Genomic DNA, 17,338 nt, shown 5'->3' with positions numbered 1-17,338 from the left:
CTATGGAATATAAGACAATAAATAAATCCAGTGGCTGACGTCAATACATAGTAGATTATCTATTAAAGTAAGCTGTACTATTTTAAAAATCAACTTATTAAATTAGTTACCTTTATAAGGTGTTCATTCTACTTAACTAAAAATTGACATGAAAAAACAACAGATTCAATATTTACTCTTTCTACTTGTTCTGCTAATCTCTATGCATAGTCAAGCTCAATTAGTCAATGGGACTTATGTCTATGCCGACGGGAATAAGCCGCTAAACGGAAAGCTTAAAGCCTATTTTTCCAATGATCAATTAGCTGAAGAAACAACCTTGGTAAATGGACTTAAGGAAGGCGAAAACACAGTGTATTACAGCAATGGAAAACTCAAATATAAAGGTACGTATAAAGACAATATATTAAACGGTGAACTAACTACCTACTTTCCTAATGGACAAATCGAGCAACAAGGCAAGTATATCAAAGGCCTTAAAGACGGAATCTTTAAACAATATACAGCAAGTGGTAAATTGACAGGAGAACACAGCTATAAAAACGACATGCTAAATGGTGTTTACAATAAATACGACAAGGGCATTTTGCAACTAAAAGCTACCTATATCAATGACAACTTAGATGGGGAGCTATACTATTATCATGATAACGGAAAGGTTTTTATTAAGAGAATATACAAAAACCACCTCAAAGAAGGGCCTGAAGTAATCTATACAAAAACTGGAGTTGTCAAAGAAACAGCGTATTACCTTCACAATAAAAGAGAAGGACTCCGACAAGTTTTTGACAAAAATGGTTACCTAAAAAGAGAGGTAAACTACAAAAATGGAATACTACACGGGGAGCACAAAGAGTATGTAGCCATAGAAGTTTACATACAGAGAATCTTTAGAAATGGGTATCAAATAATTTCACCCAATATATGCAATGCCGATGGAACGTTGGTTGATGAAAGTGACGTCATTTACAAAAGTGTCTATCTACCCTTAGTAGTCAAAGCAATTGAAAACTTCAATACAAAAGAAGATGAATAGCAACTTAATCACAGGAATCTTTATTCTGGCTACATTCAGTTCATTATCCGTATATAGCCAAGAACAAGAAGAACCCGTTTTATTCGAACTAAATGGAAAGCCTTTACAAGGAAAAGTTGTAAGGTACAACGATCACAATATCATAGAGGAAGAGGCTTTGTATGTCGATGGTTATAAAACGGGCAAGTACAAGTCATTCTACCGAAATGGCATCCTATTCTCTGAAGTGAATTATGTGGAAGGAAAAAGAGAAGGTGAGCTGAGAATCTACTTCGAGAACGGCAAATTAAAAGCCTCTTACAGCTATTCGAATGGTCTTTTAGATGGCAACATTATCTCGTATTATTCCAATGGGGTAAAGGAGTTTGAAAAGAATTATAGAGAGGGAGTCATCCAGGCTCAAATTAACTTCCACAATACGGGAGAAAAGAATGAATACTTCTTATTTAATAGTGGAATGCTATCAGTATGGGAGGTTTACGACAAGAAAGGCAGAATAGCAGAAAAGACTTACTTCAGAAATAATGAACCTCAAAGCGTAGAATATTACAAAAAAGGAAAATACGATTACACTATCCATTTTTAAACAACTATCACGTAGACCGTGATAATGATTTAATTTCTCATTTTCTTCCGTAATTGATACAAGCTTTACCCGTAAATTTTGGAAAGTACAATAGAGCGCATTAACTTTGTCACATTAAATTGTACTGGCACTCTACAGTACTGTATTACTATCAATGAGTATAGAAAAAAATAATTCTTCCATCTCCCTTTCTGGGAAATTATTACATTTCACATTGCTTCAAAACTTTGCTCATAATGACAGCAATTAATAAATTAATGTATAAAAATCAAATTAAATTAATCCAAAAAGTAGGATAAACCAGTAAGTAATTCGTACTTTTAAGGATAATTATGAACCTGAATAGAGGTAAACAAATGAATTAGAAAATGGCAAAAAAAATTAAACATAAAAAGAATAAGTCGTTTGACTTTGCTCCAAAAATATTAAAGTTCTTGTCTAAGAACACTACTAAATCTTATAATTACAAGCAAATTGCTGGTCAATTAGAAGTAAACGATACGCAAGGAAGAAACGAGATAATAAAAGAACTTAAACACTTAATCTCAAAAGGAAAGATAGAAGAAATAGAAACTGGTAAATATCGCTTTATCCCTAAAGCTAATTATGTTGAAGGTTATATCGATATGACTTCGCGTAAAACAGCATACTTGGTATGTGAGGGAATGGAAGACGACGTATTCATTCCTACAAATAATTTAAATAAAGCGTTAGATGGCGACTTTGTCAAAGCTTATATTTACAACAAACGAAAAGGTAAAAAACCAGAAGGAGAAGTTGTTGAGGTTTTAGAAAGACACAAAATACAGTTTGTGGGTGTTATTGAAATTCAAAAGAACTTTGCTTTTGTATCTACAGCTGATGCTAAGATGTATACTGATATCTTCGTTCCAAAAGAAAAAGTAGGAGAAGCACGAGATGGTGATGTAGTTGTAGTTGAGATAGAAGATTGGCCAGAAAAAGCAGATAGTCCTTTCGGGAAAGTAATGAAAGTATTAGGTAAACAAGGAGAACACAATACTGAAATACACGCTATTTTGGCAGAATATGGTTTACCTACAGAATTTCCAAAAGAAGTAGAAGAATTTGCAAACAAATTAGATACCTCTATAGCTGAAAGTGAAATAGCGAAACGAAAAGACATGCGCGATATTCTTACTTTCACTATTGACCCAAAAGACGCAAAAGATTTTGATGATGCTTTGTCTTTCCAAAAACTTGAAAATGGCAATTTCGAAATAGGTATCCACATTGCTGACGTATCACACTACGTACAAGAAGGAACTATCTTAGACGAAGAAGCTTATAATAGAGCTACTTCTATTTATTTAGTAGATAGAACAATTCCAATGCTACCTGAAGTGTTGTCTAACTTTGCTTGTTCACTTAGACCTAATGAAGATAAATATACTTTCTCAGCCCTATTTCAGTTAAATGACAAGGCAGAGATTGTCGACAAGTGGTTTGGTCGTACAGTGACGCATTCAGATCAACGTATGGCTTACGAAGAAGCACAATACATCATTGAAACTGAGGATAGAGTAATTCCAGAGAGCATTTCTATTACAGGAGAAACGCAAACAGTCAGTGAAGAAGTAGCTGAAGCAGTGTTAAAAATGAATGATTTAGCTAAACAATTGCGCAAAAAACGCATGAGTGATGGGGCAATCTCTTTTGACAAAGTGGAAGTGAAATTTAACTTGAACGAAGATGATGTACCAGTAGGAGTCTTTTTTAAAGAGGCAAAAGAAGCAAACCATTTGATTGAAGAATTCATGTTACTTGCCAATAGAAAAGTATCAGAATTTATTGGTAAACAAAAGAAGACATTCGTATATCGTGTGCACGATGAACCAGATCAAGAAAAGCTATTTGCTCTTCAATCTGTCATTGCGAGATTTGGACACACAATCAACTTTAAGACAAAGTCAAGTGTATCAAAATCACTGAATAAACTACTAAAGGATGTCAATGGTAAAAAAGAACAAAATTTAGTAGATACATTAGCTATACGCACCATGAGTAAGGCAAGTTATTCTACCAACAACATCGGTCACTACGGTTTAGCATTTGACTATTATTCTCACTTTACTTCGCCAATACGACGTTATCCAGACGTAATGGCACACCGCCTACTGCAACACTATTTAGATAATGGTGAGTCTGCTAAAGTAGATGAATTTGAGAAAAAATGTAACCATTGTTCTTCTATGGAGAACCTGGCTGCAACTGCCGAAAGAGATAGTATCAAATACATGCAGGTAAAGTATATGCAGGACCAACAAGGAAAAGAGTTTGTAGGTGTTATATCTGGTGTTACTGAATGGGGAATCTACGTAGAAATCATAGAAAACAAATGTGAAGGAATGGTTCGCATTAGAGAAATAAAAGAAGACTATTACGTTTTCGACGAAAAGCAATATGCCTTAGTTGGACAAGCAACAAAGAATCTTCTGCAACTTGGAGATGAGGTTGTTGTTACTGTAAAAAATGCAGATTTAGTAAAGAAACAATTGGATTACAATTTCATTAAAAAATTAAATTAGATTATGAAAAAATTAGCCGTATTAATTACTTTATTGGTTGCTCAAATTTCTTTTGCACAGATAGATAAAGAAATTGGTTCTTTTAAAAAGCTAAGTGTTTTCGACCAAATAGAAGTAACTTTAATTCCTACTACAGGAAGTACCAAGATAGAAATCGAGGGCAAAAAACAAGATAACGTCAATGTCATCAACAAGAATGAACATCTAAAAATAAAGATGAATTTCACTAACAGTTATCAAGGTGATGAGATAAAGGTTACTCTGTATTACAAAGAGCTAAATGAGATTAATGCAGGAGAAGGTGCTAACGTTGTTGGAAAAGGTACATTGAATGCCAATGTATTAGACGTACAAGGAAAAACAGGCTCATCCATTAAATTAGACATAGATACCGATAAAGTAAATGTCAAAGCAGGTGCTGGATCTATAATTAGATTAACTGGTAAAGCAAATGTACAAGATGCATTATCAAACTCGGGAGCTGATATTATCAATAGCAAACTTGTAACCAAACAAACATCAGTCACAGTAAATGCTGGAGGTAAAGCGAGTATCAATGCCACTGATGTTGCTGATGCGAAAGTAAGAGCAGGAGGATCGATTTCCGTATATGGGAATCCAAAAACATTAAATGAAAAAACAATAGCTGGGGGTACAATTAAAAAAGTTGAATAACATTTTTTAGTATTGTTCCAAAAAGCTGTAACTTGCGAAATAATTAAATGCCAATTATTATGATTGGCATTTTTTAATTATATAAAATGTTTGATGGTTTGCTAACAGGTATGACTTTGGGGTTCTTCCTAAGTTTTATGATAGGTCCTGTTTTTTTTATTCTTATTGAAACAAGTATAACGAGAGGGTTTAAAGCAGCGATAGCTCTTGATATGGGAGTTATTTTAGCTGATGCTATCTTCTTTGCTATTGCCTTCTTTAGTAGTTTTAAACTGATCAATGCCATAAAAGACGACCCTGCACTTTTTATCTTTGGAGGAATTATCATGATTACCTATGGAATAATCTCCTTTATCAAACTCAAAAAAGTAGAAGTACAAACACTGCAAATAGCTCCACCTAACCTAAGGAGAGAATATCTTAACCTCTTTGCGAAAGGTTTTCTATTAAACTTTATCAATGTAGGTGTGTTGGGATTCTGGTTGGGAATAATCATTACAATTGGACCTCAAATGGACATGGATCCAAAAAAGATGTTCACTTTCTTTGGCTTTACTATTCTGGCTTATTTTATCACAGATTTATTTAAAATATTCTTAGCAAAGCAATTACGCAAGAAGTTAACGTATCAAAATATCTTGAAAGTAAAAAAAATCAGCAGTATCATCATCATGGTGTTTGGTTTTGGAATAATGATGAAAGGAATTTTACCAAAATCGACAATAGACTGTGTAAAGCAATACTTCCAAACAACCGCTACAGAAAATACAAAATAAGTAAAAGCCTTAGAGAATCTCTAAGGCTTTTTTTATTCACAGATATATCATTATTGGATACAAAAAAAGGATAGTTAAACAACTATCCTTTTGAGGCTTCGAGCGGATTCGAACCGCTGTAGACGGTTTTGCAGACCGCTTCCTAGCCACTCGGACACGAAGCCATTGTTCCGAATTGGATTGCAAACTTAGCAAATAATTTGAAAGTTCAAAAGCCTTTTACTCTAAAAGTTGTATATTTTTTTTAGGTTTTATCTAACTTCCTGCATTTCAACCGTTACAGATTCGACATCTCCGCCAATAGGAGGATTAATTTTCGAAACTGCAACAGTGATATCCGTAACCATTTCAATTTCTTTTAAAACCCTTTTGATGATTCTCTCACATACGTGTTCTAAAAGGTTAGAGCGAATTGCCATTTCCTCTTTCACTATTTTGTTCAAATGCACGTAGTCTATAGCGTCAACCAGGTTATCAGAAGTAGCAGCATCTCTAAATACTCCCTTAGCAGTAACATCTACACGATAGTCAGATCCTATCTTAGCTTCTTCTTCCATACAACCATGAAAAGCATATACGCGAATATTGTTTAAACGAATAATTCCCATTAGTCAATAATTAAAATAAATAAAGGCTAAAATTACGACATTTTTTTACGGTCTATAGCAAGGAAAGATAATAAATCCATCGAAGTTGATTTGTTTTTTGATACCTTTGTGAGTATTATATAAATAAAATCCATGTCAACAAAAGAGAAATCATTAAACTTTATTGAGCAAATCATTGAAGAGGATTTAAAAAATGGTTTGCCAACAGAAAAACTTCATTTCCGTTTTCCGCCTGAACCAAATGGGTACCTACACATTGGTCACGCGAGTTCTATTTGTTTAAATTTTGGATTAGGGTTAAAGTACAATGCGCCAGTTAACTTGCGTTTTGACGATACTAACCCGTCTAAAGAAGAACAGGAGTTTGTTGACGCAATCAAACAGGACGTAGAATGGCTTGGGTATAAATGGGCAAATGAAGTTTATGCATCTGACTATTTCCAACAGCTATACGACTGGGCTATCCAAATGATTAAAGATGGCAAAGCATACGTAGATAGCCAAACTTCAGAAGTTATGGCTCAACAGAAAGGTACTCCATCTACAGTTGGTGTAGATAGTCCATATAGAAATCGTTCTATAGAAGAAAACCTTGATTTATTCGAGAGAATGAAAAATGGAGAATTTGAAGAAGGAGCACATATTCTAAGAGCAAAAATAGACATGTCTCACAAGAATATGTTGATGCGTGATCCGATCATGTACAGAATTATAAAAAAAGCACACCACAGAACTAAAGATGCTTGGTGCATTTATCCAATGTACGACTGGGCACACGGTGAAAGTGATTATATTGAAAGTATTTCTCATTCTTTCTGTACTTTAGAATTTTTACCTCATAGAGAACTATATGATTGGTTCTTAGATCAAGTGGTTACTGAAGACAATATTAGACCAAAACAACGCGAGTTTGCAAGACGAAACTTATCGCATACGGTAGTAAGTAAACGAAAACTTGCTCGCTTGGTAAGTGAAGGACATGTAACAGCATGGGATGATCCGCGTATGTCTACTATTTCAGGATTGAGAAGAAGAGGATATACAGCAGCTTCTATAAGAAACTATGCTGATACTATTGGTATTGCTAAGCGCGATAATTTAATAGATGTATCACTTTTAGAATTTTGTATTCGCGAAGACTTAAATAAAATTGCTCCACGTGTCATGGCTGTTTTGGATCCTGTAAAATTGGTGATTACAAATTACCCTGAAGGACAAGAAGAATGGTTAGACGCAGAGAACAACCCAGAAGAAGAGGTAATGACTTATCGCAAAGTTCCGTTCTCTAAAGAGCTTTATATTGAAAGAGAAGATTTCAAAGAAGAAGCTAATAGCAAATTCTTTAGATTAACGCTTGGAAAAGAAGTTCGCCTTAAGAATGCTTATATTATCAAAGGTGAAAGTGTCGTTAAAGATGAGCACGGAAATATCACTGAAATACATGCAACTTATGATGCAGATAGTAGAAGTGGTAGTGGATCAGAAGCAAGTAAACGCAAAGTAAAAGGGACGATTCACTGGGTTTCTGCAGCTCATGCAGTAGAAGCAGAAGTTCGTATTTACGATCGTTTATTCGTAGATGAAAATCCCGATGGTAATAAAGAAGTAGACTTCTTAGAATTTGTAAACCCTAACTCTTTAGAGATTGTAAAAGGCTATTTAGAGCCAAGTTTAAGTACAGCTAAAGAAGGTGATAAATTCCAATTCCAAAGAATGGGGTATTTCTGTGTGGATAAAGACAGTAAACCGAATCAATTAGTATTTAATAAAACAGTTGGATTAAGAGATACTTGGGCTAAAGTAGAGCAAAAATAAACTCCTAATCTTTTGTGTAAAATATAATTTAATTACCTCTTTAACTTGTTTTTAACAGTTAAAGAGGTGATTTTTTTCTAACTTTATTAGATAATAATCAAAAAATCAATGTTATGTCAAATCGTTTAGGAGGTACAGTACTTGCAGTATTAGCTGGAGTAGCAGTAGGAGCAGGCTTAGGAATACTTTTTGCTCCTGATGAAGGAAAAAAAACAAGAAAGAAAATCAAGAAAACTTTTGATGAATCTAAGGAAGATCTTGAAGACAAAATTGACGAACTTAAAAAACAAGTTCGCAGTGCTGTTGAAAAGAAAAAACACGATTTTGAAGAGGGTTTTGAGCACTTTGTAAATACTTCAGGAAAGAAAAGAGATGAAGTAATTGCAACTTTAGAAGATAAATTAGCTGCATTGAAGAAACAAGCAAATGATGCTGCTGATAACGTTAAAAAATAATTAGATTTTGTAATATGGCTTTCGACGAGGTTAAATCAGAAATGACTAATATTAAAGAAAATTCGGAAGAATTTATCAAGTCAACATTAGACTATTATCGCTTATGGGGCTTTAAAGTAAGTGTCAAAGCTGGTAGTATCTTTATGACATTGATATTAGTAAGCTTATTTTCAACATTGGCCTTATTGTTTATATCCTTGTTCGCAGCCTATGCTATCGGTGAAGCTTTTAATAGTACTTCAACAGGGTTTTTAATTGTTGGTAGTTTCTATATCTTAGTTTCTATTATTGCTTATTCATTTAGAAAATCTTTAGTAGAGAGACCTTTGATAAAAAAACTATCAGAAATATTATTTAATGATTAAATTCGAATCGAACTCATGAGAAAGCAATATACATCCTTAGAGGAAATTAATTCGGATTTAAAGATTTTGGAAGTCAAACGCGAAATACACTACCAAAAGATTTTTCAATCTGTAGACGATATTAAAGAAGAATTATCACCTGATAGATTAGTAAAAAATACAGTCGGTTCTATTGCAAACTTTGTAAAATCTTCTGGGAGTTTACAAGCTTTTGTAATTACAACTGTTTTAAAATATCTCTTTAAAAAGAGAAGACAATAATCAAAAAAGGCTAATTACAATGTAATTAGCCTTTTTTGATTCTATTATACGTTTTAAAGAACGTTCTCTAACCTAGTTAAGGTCATCTTCATTATCGTTATTTTGTTGCTTATAACCTCCTTTTTTAGCTAATGCAATATTGGGAGTTTCCATCATATCTTTAACTTTACTACTCGCTGCAAATGAAGCAACCATATTCGTTAACATATCTGTTGCAACAGAAGGTGAATTTGGCAATAAGATTAAGTTAGAGTTTGTTTCACCACCCACTGATTGCAGTGTATCATAATGCTGAGTTACAACAATTAAAGCTGATGCTTCTTGTGAATTAATACCCACTTTATTCAATACGTCAACACTCTCTACTAATCCTTGAGCAATTTCTCTACGCTGATCTGCAATACCTTGTCCTTGTAAACGCTTAGATTCTGCTTCTGCTTTAGCTTTCGCTACAATGCGTATTCTACTTGCTTCTGCTTCATACTCCGCAGCTACTTTTTCTCTATCAGCAGCGTTAATACGGTTCATCGCATTTTTAACTTGGATATCCGGATCAATATCTGTGATTAGAGTATTAATGATATCATAACCATAAGTGGTCATAGCTTCATTCAATTCTGCTTTAACAGCTACAGCGATATTATCCTTGCGCTCGAATACGTCATCTAAGATAAGTTTCGGTACTTCAGCACGTACTACGTCAAAAACATAGGATGTAATCTGATCATGAGGATACTCTAATTTATAAAATGCGTCATATACGCGATCTTGGATCACTTTAAACTGTACTGAAACTTTCAACTTAACAAATACATTGTCCTTTGTTTTTGTTTCAATCAATACGTCTAATTGCTGAATACGAAGGTTAACCACTCCTGCAATTTTATCCACAACCGGAATTTTAAAATTCAAACCAGATTGACGAATACTATTAAACTTACCAAAACGTTGTACAACAACAGCACTTTGCTGCTTAACAGTAAAAATTCCCAAAAAGATAATTACTACTATAATTACCCCTACAATAATAGTTGGATTCATAACAATTTATTTATATTTAATTATTTACAAAGTAACTCAAAAGAATTAACCTAATTCGCTTTTTTCAAAAAAGTGACCTTTACCACAAGCAATGCAAGTTCTTCAGCTGGTAAAGTAGCAATATCTGGATAATATTTAGTCAAGATAGGTAACGCATCTATAGCTTTAAAATCTAATACTAAATACTCATTGGATTTTTTTAATAAAAAAGCGGTTAAGATGCGGTTATCAAACTCAAAACTCAATGTGCCTATTTGGTGTTTCCACTTAAATGGGTAGTTCACAATACTACAGGATTCACTGTATACGCTAAATGCTCCTTCAAAATTTTCAGACATAGACAGGATATCGCGATCACATCCATCCTTGTGAGGATAAGGGGTAGATAATAAAACCTCACCTATTATTGGTTTAATTTCAATTTTATTAGGCACCCATTCACCAACAAGGTGTTTTTGTACAAAATGGTTCCACGCTTCTTCAGCTTTGTCTCCTAATTTATTGTCATCATTGCTACATGAAAAACATAAACTACAAAGCATTAAAGAAAATAAAAACAGTAACTTTTTCATTTTTGAATGCATTAGTATGCTATAAAATTACATTTTTTTTAACAAAAAAACTATTCTATAGGTTAACTATACAAAAAAAGGGGCTCATGAAACATGAGCCCCTTTGCTAAACTTTATTAGTAAGTTAGTTATTTCTTTGAATAGCTAACTTTATTCTATCGACAGTTTCGTCTTTTCCTATCATCTCGATGATGTCAAATAAGTCTGGTCCCTTTACAGCACCTACTAAACTAAGGCGAAGTGGTTGCATCACTTTGCCCATTCCGATACCTTGCTCATTGATCCAATCCTTCACGATAGACTCTATATTCTTCGCTTCGAATGTCTCAATACCTTTTATTACATCAGACACTTGTGTCATAATACCAGAGGTATCTTCTTTCCAATTCTTTAATGCCTTAGCATCATATTCTGTTGGCTTTACAAAGAAGAAATCACTCAACTCATAGAAATCAGCTACGAATGTTGCTCTCTCTTTGATTAATCCCACTACTTTCTCTACATAAGCATCTGTCGCCTCGATACCATTCTCTTTTAAGATTACTTGGTATGCCTTAGCTAAGTCAGCATCGCTTTGTAGTTTCAGATAGTGCTGGTTAAACCATTTATTCTTCTCTGGGTCAAACTTAGCACCTGCCTTGTGCACACGTGTTAAATCGAACTTCTCTACTAGCTCTTCTAATGAGAAAATCTCTTGATCTGTACCGTCATTCCATCCAAGTAAAGCAAGGAAGTTCACCACAGTCTCAGGGTAGAATCCTCTCTCTCTATATCCAGAAGATTTCTCTCCAGATGTAGGATCTTGCCAATCTAATGGGAACACAGGGAATCCTAATTTATCTCCATCGCGCTTAGATAACTTACCGTTACCTACTGGCTTAAGGATTAGAGGAAGGTGAGCGAACTCAGGAGCTTCCCATCCGAATGCTTTGTATAACAACTCGTGTAGTGGAAGAGAAGGTAACCACTCTTCACCTCTAATCACGTGTGATGTCTCCATAAGATGATCATCCACGATATTAGCTAAGTGATATGTCGGCATTCCGTCACTTTTATACAACACTTTATCATCTAATAAGCTCGTTTCGAACTTGATATCACCTCTGATAATATCTTTTAGATGTAAAGTCTCTCCTACAGGAGTCTTAAAGCGGATAACATAAGCCTCACCATTAGCTATCTTAGCATCTACTTCCTCTTTACTTAATTTAAGAGAAGTACTCAGCTGCTCTCTATTCGTATGATTATATATAAATGTCTTTCCTTCAGCTTCAGCGTCTTTTCTCAATTGATCTAATTCTTCAGCAGTATCAAAAGCGTAGTATGCCCATCCACTTTCGATCAGTTGATCAGCATATTGTTTGTACAATTCCTTGCGTTCACTCTGTCTATATGGTCCGAACTTTTCATTCTTACCGATAGTCTCATCTGGTGAAATCCCCAACCATTCTAAAGCTTCTAATATATAAGCCTCAGCTCCTGGTACAAAACGATTTTGGTCAGTATCTTCTATTCTAATATAGAATACTCCGTTGTGCTTCTTAGCGAATAAATAATTGAATAACGCGGTTCTTACACCACCAATGTGTAAAGGCCCTGTTGGACTTGGTGCAAAACGCACGCGAACTTGCTTAGCCATTTTGTTTAAAATTTTTTACAAAGATAACATAACTGTCAATTAATAAGTATATAACTACTCAAAAAGTAATCATTTGAAAGATATACGTCACATAGAAAAAAGAAATAACCTTAAGGGTAAATACATAGACATACAACTACAATTTAGTATGTACTTATACATAAAATAGAAATAAAATGACACGATGAAGATGGCATTTAAAGTGTATATAAAATAGTATTAATCGGACATTTTTATAATAACGTAAAAAGAAATAATATGTCTTTCAAAAAGATTTACAACTTGCTTTTCGAGAAAATATCAACTTAAAATAGAAGGAGTTTTACTTCTCTAAAACAATATTTTCTGGATTAAAACATGTCTATATTAAGCGTAAAATCTGCTTTACTACAGAAATATTTAAACTCTATTTAGCACATAAGAGAACTAAAACAGGTAAAAGACAACATCTTACTAAATACTATAATCTATTAATAATTAGCTACTTATGTGTTATCAACATAAGAAATAATTAAATCGCTTAAAAAGCAGATAATCAATGATATATAAATCAACAAAAAATGTTGATAAATATGGAAAGTTTGAAATAACTATTTTTTGGATTTTAATAAAATTTTACAATACACTACATCGAAGGTCAATTCCAAATTAACTTTATAAAAACTATTAGGTAGATATCAATAATGAACTAAGCACTTATCAACAGAAATTAACACCTAAACTTATCCTAAAAAGGTTGTTGATAACGATAATAAGCTATGTTGATAAACAAAATAATCCTTTAATTTTAAGCAATTTAAAAATTAATAATATGTTGATAAGTATTAATAATTGATAATACGAAATCTATAGAAAAAAGTTATGCTACATATTAACAAGCTATATACATACATATCTTTTTTTATAAATTTTCTTTTTTCTTTTATTAATAATTTATGTTGTTAATAAAGGTTGAAATTGTTTTTTTCACGTGGAACATTTTTCCGACGATTTGTGTGCTTTTCTATTTTGAGTAAAGTGATGGGAAAAATTATTTGTTCTTTTGCGGTTCGAGATTTTTAAATATTTTTTGTTTTCTGTTTTTATTGATTTTCTTTTCTCGAGTTTTGCCAGTGCTTATTGTCTTTTTATTTAATTGTGCTTTTTTCACCCATTATGTAGTTTGTACACATGTACTTTTTTTGATAGTCAGTGACAATTTTATTTTGGAGTATCAGAATTTTATTTTGTTCAATTTTTTTTGAAGGTAGTAGTGTATTTATTTTAATGTTGCTTTTAGTGACATTCTTTTTTCCTTTCGTCCCATAGTTGTAGTATTTTGTACTATGAGACAGTTATTTTTTTTTATGAGATTTATAGAGCCTTAGATTTTTGATATGATCTTATTTTGATTTTGTTCTATGGGTTTTCTCCAGGGTATAATTGTGCTATTCTGTACTAAGAGACAGTTATTTTTTTTTATGAGATTTATAGAGCCTTAGATTTGGGATAGAATTTTATTTTGATTTTGTTCTGTAGGTTTTCTTCTGCTTATATTTGAGATATTCTGGATTAGAGGACAAGCAGTTTTTTTTATGAGATTTATAGAGCCTTAGATTTGGGATAGAATTTTATTTTGTTTTTGTTCTGTGGGTTTTCTCCAAGGTATATTTGAGATATTCTGGATTAGAGGACAAGCAGTTTTTTTTATGAGATTTATGAAGCCTTAGATTTTGGATAGAATTTTATTTTGTTTTTGTTCTGTGGGTTTTCTTCGTGGTATATTTGTGATATTCTGGAGTAGAGGACAAACAGTTTTTTTTATGAGATTTATGAAGCCTTAGATTTTGGATAGAATTTTATTTTGTTTTTGTTCTGTGGGTTTTCTTCGTGGTATATTTGTGATATTCTGGAGTAGAGGACAAGTAGTTTTTTTTTATGAGATTTATGAAGGGTTAGATTTTGGATAAATTTTTTTTTGATTTGATTCTTTGGGTTTTCTTCGTGGTATATTTACGATATTCGGGAGTAGAGAGCAAGTAGTTTTTTATGAGATTAATACTGCACAAAGTTTTAGGTGTTTTCTATTTCTACACTTGTAGCTATTCTTCTGTATTGGTTGTATATATTTTGTATATTTGATTTTTGGTATGAGCAATATTAATCGATAGTTCTAAGTTTTATTTTCTATTGATCTCTTAAGTTGATGTTTGGTAGTACCATAGTATAAGAATACTATCGTAAACTATTGTTAGTAAGGAGAGTTTGAGATATAAGTTTGTTTCTACTACTCCTATTTTTATAGCCTGTATTTACCTGGTTCCGGCATTTGCATTTTTTCTTAATTTTACTTATCTACTTATTTTATTCTTTGATCCTGGGCTAATTTGTTTGTAAAGAAATATTTATGCTTTTATTTTCTAAGTTTTTTATTTTTCATTGTACCTTTGGCACTCAAATTTTTTATAGAAAATAAGTATGGTTATTTTTAATTATGAAACTGATTTTCAGTTAGATAACGAAGAAAAGTATGAAAATTGGATTGAACATATTGTAGAGTCAGAAGATTTTTACTTAGGTGATATTAGCTATATTTTTTGTACTGATGATTTTTTACATGAAATTAATGTAAAGTATCTTGATCACGACACTTTGACTGATATTATTAGTTTTGACTATACGGAAGGTAGTATTATTTCAGGTGATATTTTTTTGTCCATTGATAGAGTTAGAGAGAATGCATTAGAGTTTGGTGTTGATTTTGATACTGAACTACTAAGAGTTATGGCTCATGGTGTATTACATTACTGTGGATATAAGGATAAGACTAAAGAAGAAAGTGATTTAATGCGTCGTAAAGAAGATGAAAAGATGACTTTGTTCCACGTGGAACAATAATTTTAAAATTTAATGAATGAGTATTTTTCAAGATAAATATGATGTAATAGTAGTAGGTGGAGGGCACGCTGGTTCGGAGGCTGCTGCTGCCGCTGCAAATATGGGTTCTAAAACTTTATTGATTACAATGAGTTTGCAGAACATCGCTCAGATGTCATGTAATCCTGCAATGGGTGGTATCGCAAAAGGGCAAATCGTAAGAGAGATTGATGCTTTAGGAGGGTATTCCGGTATTGTATCAGATAAGACTGCGATCCAGTTTAAGATGCTTAATAAGTCTAAAGGACCAGCTATGTGGTCTCCACGTGTTCAGTCTGACCGTATGCGTTTTTCTGAGACTTGGAGACTTATGTTAGAGGGTACACCTAACCTTGATTTTTATCAAGATATGGTGAAATCTTTGATTATTAAGAATCATAAGATCGAAGGTGTAGTAACTAATCTTGGGTTAGAGATAAAAGCTAAGACAGTTATTTTAACGAATGGTACATTCTTAAATGGGCTTATCCACATCGGAGAAAAACAGTTCGGTGGTGGTAGAGCCGGTGAGGGTGCTGCTTACGGTATAACAGAAGATCTTGTGAAAGCTGGTTTTACTTCTGGAAGAATGAAGACAGGTACACCTCCAAGAGTGGATGGTCGATCATTAGATTATAGTAAGATGGAAGTGCAAGGGGGAGATATTAACCCTTCTAAGTTCTCGTACTTAGATGTGACGCAGCCATTAGTTCAACAAAGAGACTGTTACATGACGTATACTTCTCCTGAAGTACACGATTTATTAAGAGAAGGTTTTGATCGTTCTCCTATGTTTACTGGTCGAATTAAGAGTATTGGACCACGTTATTGTCCTTCTATTGAAGATAAGATTAATCGTTTTGCTGATAAAGATAGACATCAAATATTTGTAGAACCTGAGGGGTGGAATACTTGTGAAATCTATGTAAATGGATTCTCTACTTCACTACCGGAGGAGGTTCAGTTTAAGGCTCTTCGTTCGGTAGCTGGGTTTGAGAATGCTAAGATATTTAGACCTGGATATGCTATCGAATATGATTATTTTCCACCTACACAGTTAAAGCATTCGCTTGAAACTAAACTTGTAGATGGATTGTATTTTGCTGGACAGATCAATGGAACTACTGGTTACGAAGAAGCAGCTGCACAAGGATTAATGGCTGGTATGAATGCGGCTTTGAAAGTGAAAGAAGAAGGAGAGTTAATCCTTAGAAGGGATGAAGCATATATAGGAGTATTAATAGATGACCTAATTACGAAGGGGACAGAAGAGCCTTATAGAATGTTTACATCTCGTGCGGAATACCGTACCTTATTACGTCAAGATAATGCAGACTTTAGATTAACACCGAAGTCTTTTGAACTAGGTTTAGCTACCGAAGAACGTATGAGAAGAATGGAACATAAGCAGACAGAAGCTGAAAACTTCGTTCAATTCTTTAAGGAAACAAGTGTAAAAACAGAGGAAGCTAACCCTATCTTGGAGGACAAAGGTTCATCTCTAATGACTCAACCTGATAAGATGTTTAAGGTCTTTTCTCGTCCACAAATTGAACTGGAAGACATTCTTAAATTTGAGAAAGTAAAGGCTTATGTAGAAGATCATAATTTAGATCAAGAGATTATTGAGCAGGCCGAGATCCAAGTAAAATACTCTGGGTATATTGAGAAAGAAAAGAATAATGCTGATAAGTTGAATAGGTTGGAGGATGTGCGTATACCTGAGAATTTTGATTATGATAAGATAGTGTCACTATCATTTGAATCACGTGAGAAGCTAAAGAATATTAGACCTATCACGATATCTCAAGCTTCTCGTATTAGCGGAGTTACTCCTACGGATATCTCTATTTTACTGATACATATGGGAAGATAGTTAAAGTATAGCTATAATATAAAAAGGGATTGTTTCACGTGGAACAATCCCTTTTTATATCCTTTTTCTTTTGTTCCACGTGAAACATTATGGATTTTTAAGGTGGTTTAGGTGTTTATTTTAATTGATAATTCTAAAAGAGTAGGAGATGTTTTTTACTATTAAATTATTAATATGTTTATTGGTTAGGCT

15 protein-coding genes and 1 tRNA gene are annotated in these 17,338 nt (G+C 33.2%); 11 read left to right on the top strand and 5 right to left on the bottom strand.

What is annotated here, in order from left to right; all coding sequences use genetic code 11:
• The first annotated feature begins 148 nt into the window (after positions 1–148).
• The 5 genes from GOQ24_RS01570 (at position 149) to GOQ24_RS01550 (ending at position 5,619) form a co-directional block, all read left to right on the top strand.
• A complete protein-coding gene (locus GOQ24_RS01570; RefSeq protein WP_230381468.1) occupies positions 149–1,036 on the top strand; it encodes a toxin-antitoxin system YwqK family antitoxin in 888 nt (295 codons plus the stop codon).
• Positions 1,029–1,622: a toxin-antitoxin system YwqK family antitoxin gene (locus GOQ24_RS01565; RefSeq protein WP_155090607.1), complete on the top strand. Its 594-nt coding sequence runs from the start codon at positions 1,029–1,031 to the stop codon at positions 1,620–1,622. The genes GOQ24_RS01570 and GOQ24_RS01565 overlap by 8 nt, the downstream gene beginning before the upstream one ends.
• Positions 1,623–1,990: 368 nt before the next feature.
• Positions 1,991–4,168, top strand: coding sequence for a ribonuclease R (rnr, locus tag GOQ24_RS01560; protein ID WP_155090606.1), 2,178 nt, complete (start codon positions 1,991–1,993; stop codon positions 4,166–4,168).
• A 3-nt stretch (positions 4,169–4,171) separates the two neighbouring features.
• Positions 4,172–4,843 (top strand): head GIN domain-containing protein, encoded by a 672-nt coding sequence (locus tag GOQ24_RS01555; RefSeq protein ID WP_155090605.1) that lies wholly within the window; start codon positions 4,172–4,174, stop codon positions 4,841–4,843.
• Between the two features lie 86 nt (positions 4,844–4,929).
• On the top strand, positions 4,930–5,619 hold the full coding sequence (locus tag GOQ24_RS01550; RefSeq protein WP_155090604.1) for a LysE family translocator: 690 nt from the start codon (positions 4,930–4,932) through the stop codon (positions 5,617–5,619).
• Between the two features lie 93 nt (positions 5,620–5,712).
• Here GOQ24_RS01550 and GOQ24_RS01545 read toward each other — a convergent pair.
• Together GOQ24_RS01545 and folB are read right to left on the bottom strand one after the other, a co-directional pair.
• Positions 5,713–5,783, bottom strand: a tRNA-Cys gene (locus tag GOQ24_RS01545).
• An 87-nt stretch (positions 5,784–5,870) separates the two neighbouring features.
• Positions 5,871–6,227 carry a dihydroneopterin aldolase gene (folB, locus tag GOQ24_RS01540; RefSeq protein ID WP_155090603.1) on the bottom strand — a complete coding sequence of 119 codons (357 nt, stop codon included), beginning with the start codon at positions 6,225–6,227 and terminating at the stop codon, positions 5,871–5,873.
• A gap of 132 nt (positions 6,228–6,359) precedes the next feature.
• Here folB and GOQ24_RS01535 point away from each other — a divergent pair, with 132 nt between their 5' ends.
• The 4 genes from GOQ24_RS01535 to GOQ24_RS01520 all read left to right on the top strand — a co-directional run bounded on the left by GOQ24_RS01535 (position 6,360) and on the right by GOQ24_RS01520 (position 9,123).
• A complete protein-coding gene (locus GOQ24_RS01535) occupies positions 6,360–8,042 on the top strand; it encodes a glutamine--tRNA ligase/YqeY domain fusion protein (protein WP_155090602.1) in 1,683 nt (560 codons plus the stop codon).
• Positions 8,043–8,155: 113 nt separating this feature from the next.
• Complete coding sequence (locus GOQ24_RS01530) at positions 8,156–8,497, top strand: YtxH domain-containing protein (RefSeq protein ID WP_155090601.1); 342 nt, start codon at positions 8,156–8,158, stop codon at positions 8,495–8,497.
• A 14-nt stretch (positions 8,498–8,511) separates the two neighbouring features.
• Positions 8,512–8,862, top strand: a complete 351-nt coding sequence (locus GOQ24_RS01525) for a hypothetical protein (RefSeq protein ID WP_155090600.1) — start codon at positions 8,512–8,514, stop codon at positions 8,860–8,862.
• 15 nt (positions 8,863–8,877) lie between these two features.
• Positions 8,878–9,123, top strand: a complete 246-nt coding sequence (locus GOQ24_RS01520) for a DUF6327 family protein (protein ID WP_155090599.1) — start codon at positions 8,878–8,880, stop codon at positions 9,121–9,123.
• A gap of 72 nt (positions 9,124–9,195) precedes the next feature.
• Here the strand turns inward: GOQ24_RS01520 and GOQ24_RS01515 are convergent, their stop codons facing one another.
• The 3 genes from GOQ24_RS01515 to gltX all read right to left on the bottom strand — a co-directional run bounded on the left by GOQ24_RS01515 (position 9,196) and on the right by gltX (position 12,375).
• Entirely contained in the window at positions 9,196–10,164 is a 969-nt protein-coding gene (locus GOQ24_RS01515; RefSeq protein WP_155090598.1) for an SPFH domain-containing protein, read from the bottom strand.
• A gap of 50 nt (positions 10,165–10,214) precedes the next feature.
• Positions 10,215–10,736, bottom strand: coding sequence for a hypothetical protein (locus GOQ24_RS01510; RefSeq protein WP_155090597.1), 522 nt, complete (start codon positions 10,734–10,736; stop codon positions 10,215–10,217).
• A 124-nt stretch (positions 10,737–10,860) separates the two neighbouring features.
• On the bottom strand, positions 10,861–12,375 hold the full coding sequence (gene gltX, locus GOQ24_RS01505; RefSeq protein ID WP_155090596.1) for a glutamate--tRNA ligase: 1,515 nt from the start codon (positions 12,373–12,375) through the stop codon (positions 10,861–10,863).
• A gap of 2,457 nt (positions 12,376–14,832) precedes the next feature.
• On the opposite strand from gltX, the gene ybeY reads away from it, so the two are divergent.
• Both ybeY and mnmG read left to right on the top strand, forming a co-directional pair.
• Entirely contained in the window at positions 14,833–15,252 is a 420-nt protein-coding gene (ybeY, locus tag GOQ24_RS01500) for an rRNA maturation RNase YbeY (protein ID WP_155090595.1), read from the top strand.
• A gap of 16 nt (positions 15,253–15,268) precedes the next feature.
• Positions 15,269–17,146 carry a tRNA uridine-5-carboxymethylaminomethyl(34) synthesis enzyme MnmG gene (mnmG, locus tag GOQ24_RS01495; RefSeq protein ID WP_155090594.1) on the top strand — a complete coding sequence of 626 codons (1,878 nt, stop codon included), beginning with the start codon at positions 15,269–15,271 and terminating at the stop codon, positions 17,144–17,146.
• The last annotated feature ends 192 nt before the right edge of the window (positions 17,147–17,338 follow it).

It is taken from the genome of Myroides sp. LoEW2-1 (assembly GCF_009767705.1).
GTDB lineage: Bacteria > Bacteroidota > Bacteroidia > Flavobacteriales > Flavobacteriaceae > Flavobacterium > Flavobacterium album_A.
Note: the sequence above shows the minus strand (reverse complement) of the source record. Positions and strands in the feature narration are given on the sequence as shown.

Excerpts from the sequence above, each read along its gene's own strand:
- GOQ24_RS01565 (WP_155090607.1), top strand. The coding sequence starts at position 1,029 with ATGAATAGCAACTTAATCACAGGAATCTTTATTCTGGCTACATTCAGT.
- ybeY (WP_155090595.1), top strand. The coding sequence starts at position 14,833 with ATGGTTATTTTTAATTATGAAACTGATTTTCAGTTAGATAACGAAGAA.
- GOQ24_RS01535 (WP_155090602.1), top strand. The coding sequence starts at position 6,360 with ATGTCAACAAAAGAGAAATCATTAAACTTTATTGAGCAAATCATTGAA.
- GOQ24_RS01530 (WP_155090601.1), top strand. The coding sequence starts at position 8,156 with ATGTCAAATCGTTTAGGAGGTACAGTACTTGCAGTATTAGCTGGAGTA.
- rnr (WP_155090606.1), top strand. The coding sequence starts at position 1,991 with ATGGCAAAAAAAATTAAACATAAAAAGAATAAGTCGTTTGACTTTGCT.
- GOQ24_RS01570 (WP_230381468.1), top strand. The coding sequence starts at position 149 with ATGAAAAAACAACAGATTCAATATTTACTCTTTCTACTTGTTCTGCTA.
- GOQ24_RS01525 (WP_155090600.1), top strand. The coding sequence starts at position 8,512 with ATGGCTTTCGACGAGGTTAAATCAGAAATGACTAATATTAAAGAAAAT.
- GOQ24_RS01555 (WP_155090605.1), top strand. The coding sequence starts at position 4,172 with ATGAAAAAATTAGCCGTATTAATTACTTTATTGGTTGCTCAAATTTCT.
- mnmG (WP_155090594.1), top strand. The coding sequence starts at position 15,269 with ATGAGTATTTTTCAAGATAAATATGATGTAATAGTAGTAGGTGGAGGG.
- GOQ24_RS01520 (WP_155090599.1), top strand. The coding sequence starts at position 8,878 with ATGAGAAAGCAATATACATCCTTAGAGGAAATTAATTCGGATTTAAAG.
- folB (WP_155090603.1), bottom strand. The coding sequence starts at position 6,227 with ATGGGAATTATTCGTTTAAACAATATTCGCGTATATGCTTTTCATGGT.
- GOQ24_RS01510 (WP_155090597.1), bottom strand. The coding sequence starts at position 10,736 with ATGAAAAAGTTACTGTTTTTATTTTCTTTAATGCTTTGTAGTTTATGT.
- gltX (WP_155090596.1), bottom strand. The coding sequence starts at position 12,375 with ATGGCTAAGCAAGTTCGCGTGCGTTTTGCACCAAGTCCAACAGGGCCT.
- GOQ24_RS01515 (WP_155090598.1), bottom strand. The coding sequence starts at position 10,164 with ATGAATCCAACTATTATTGTAGGGGTAATTATAGTAGTAATTATCTTT.
- GOQ24_RS01550 (WP_155090604.1), top strand. The coding sequence starts at position 4,930 with ATGTTTGATGGTTTGCTAACAGGTATGACTTTGGGGTTCTTCCTAAGT.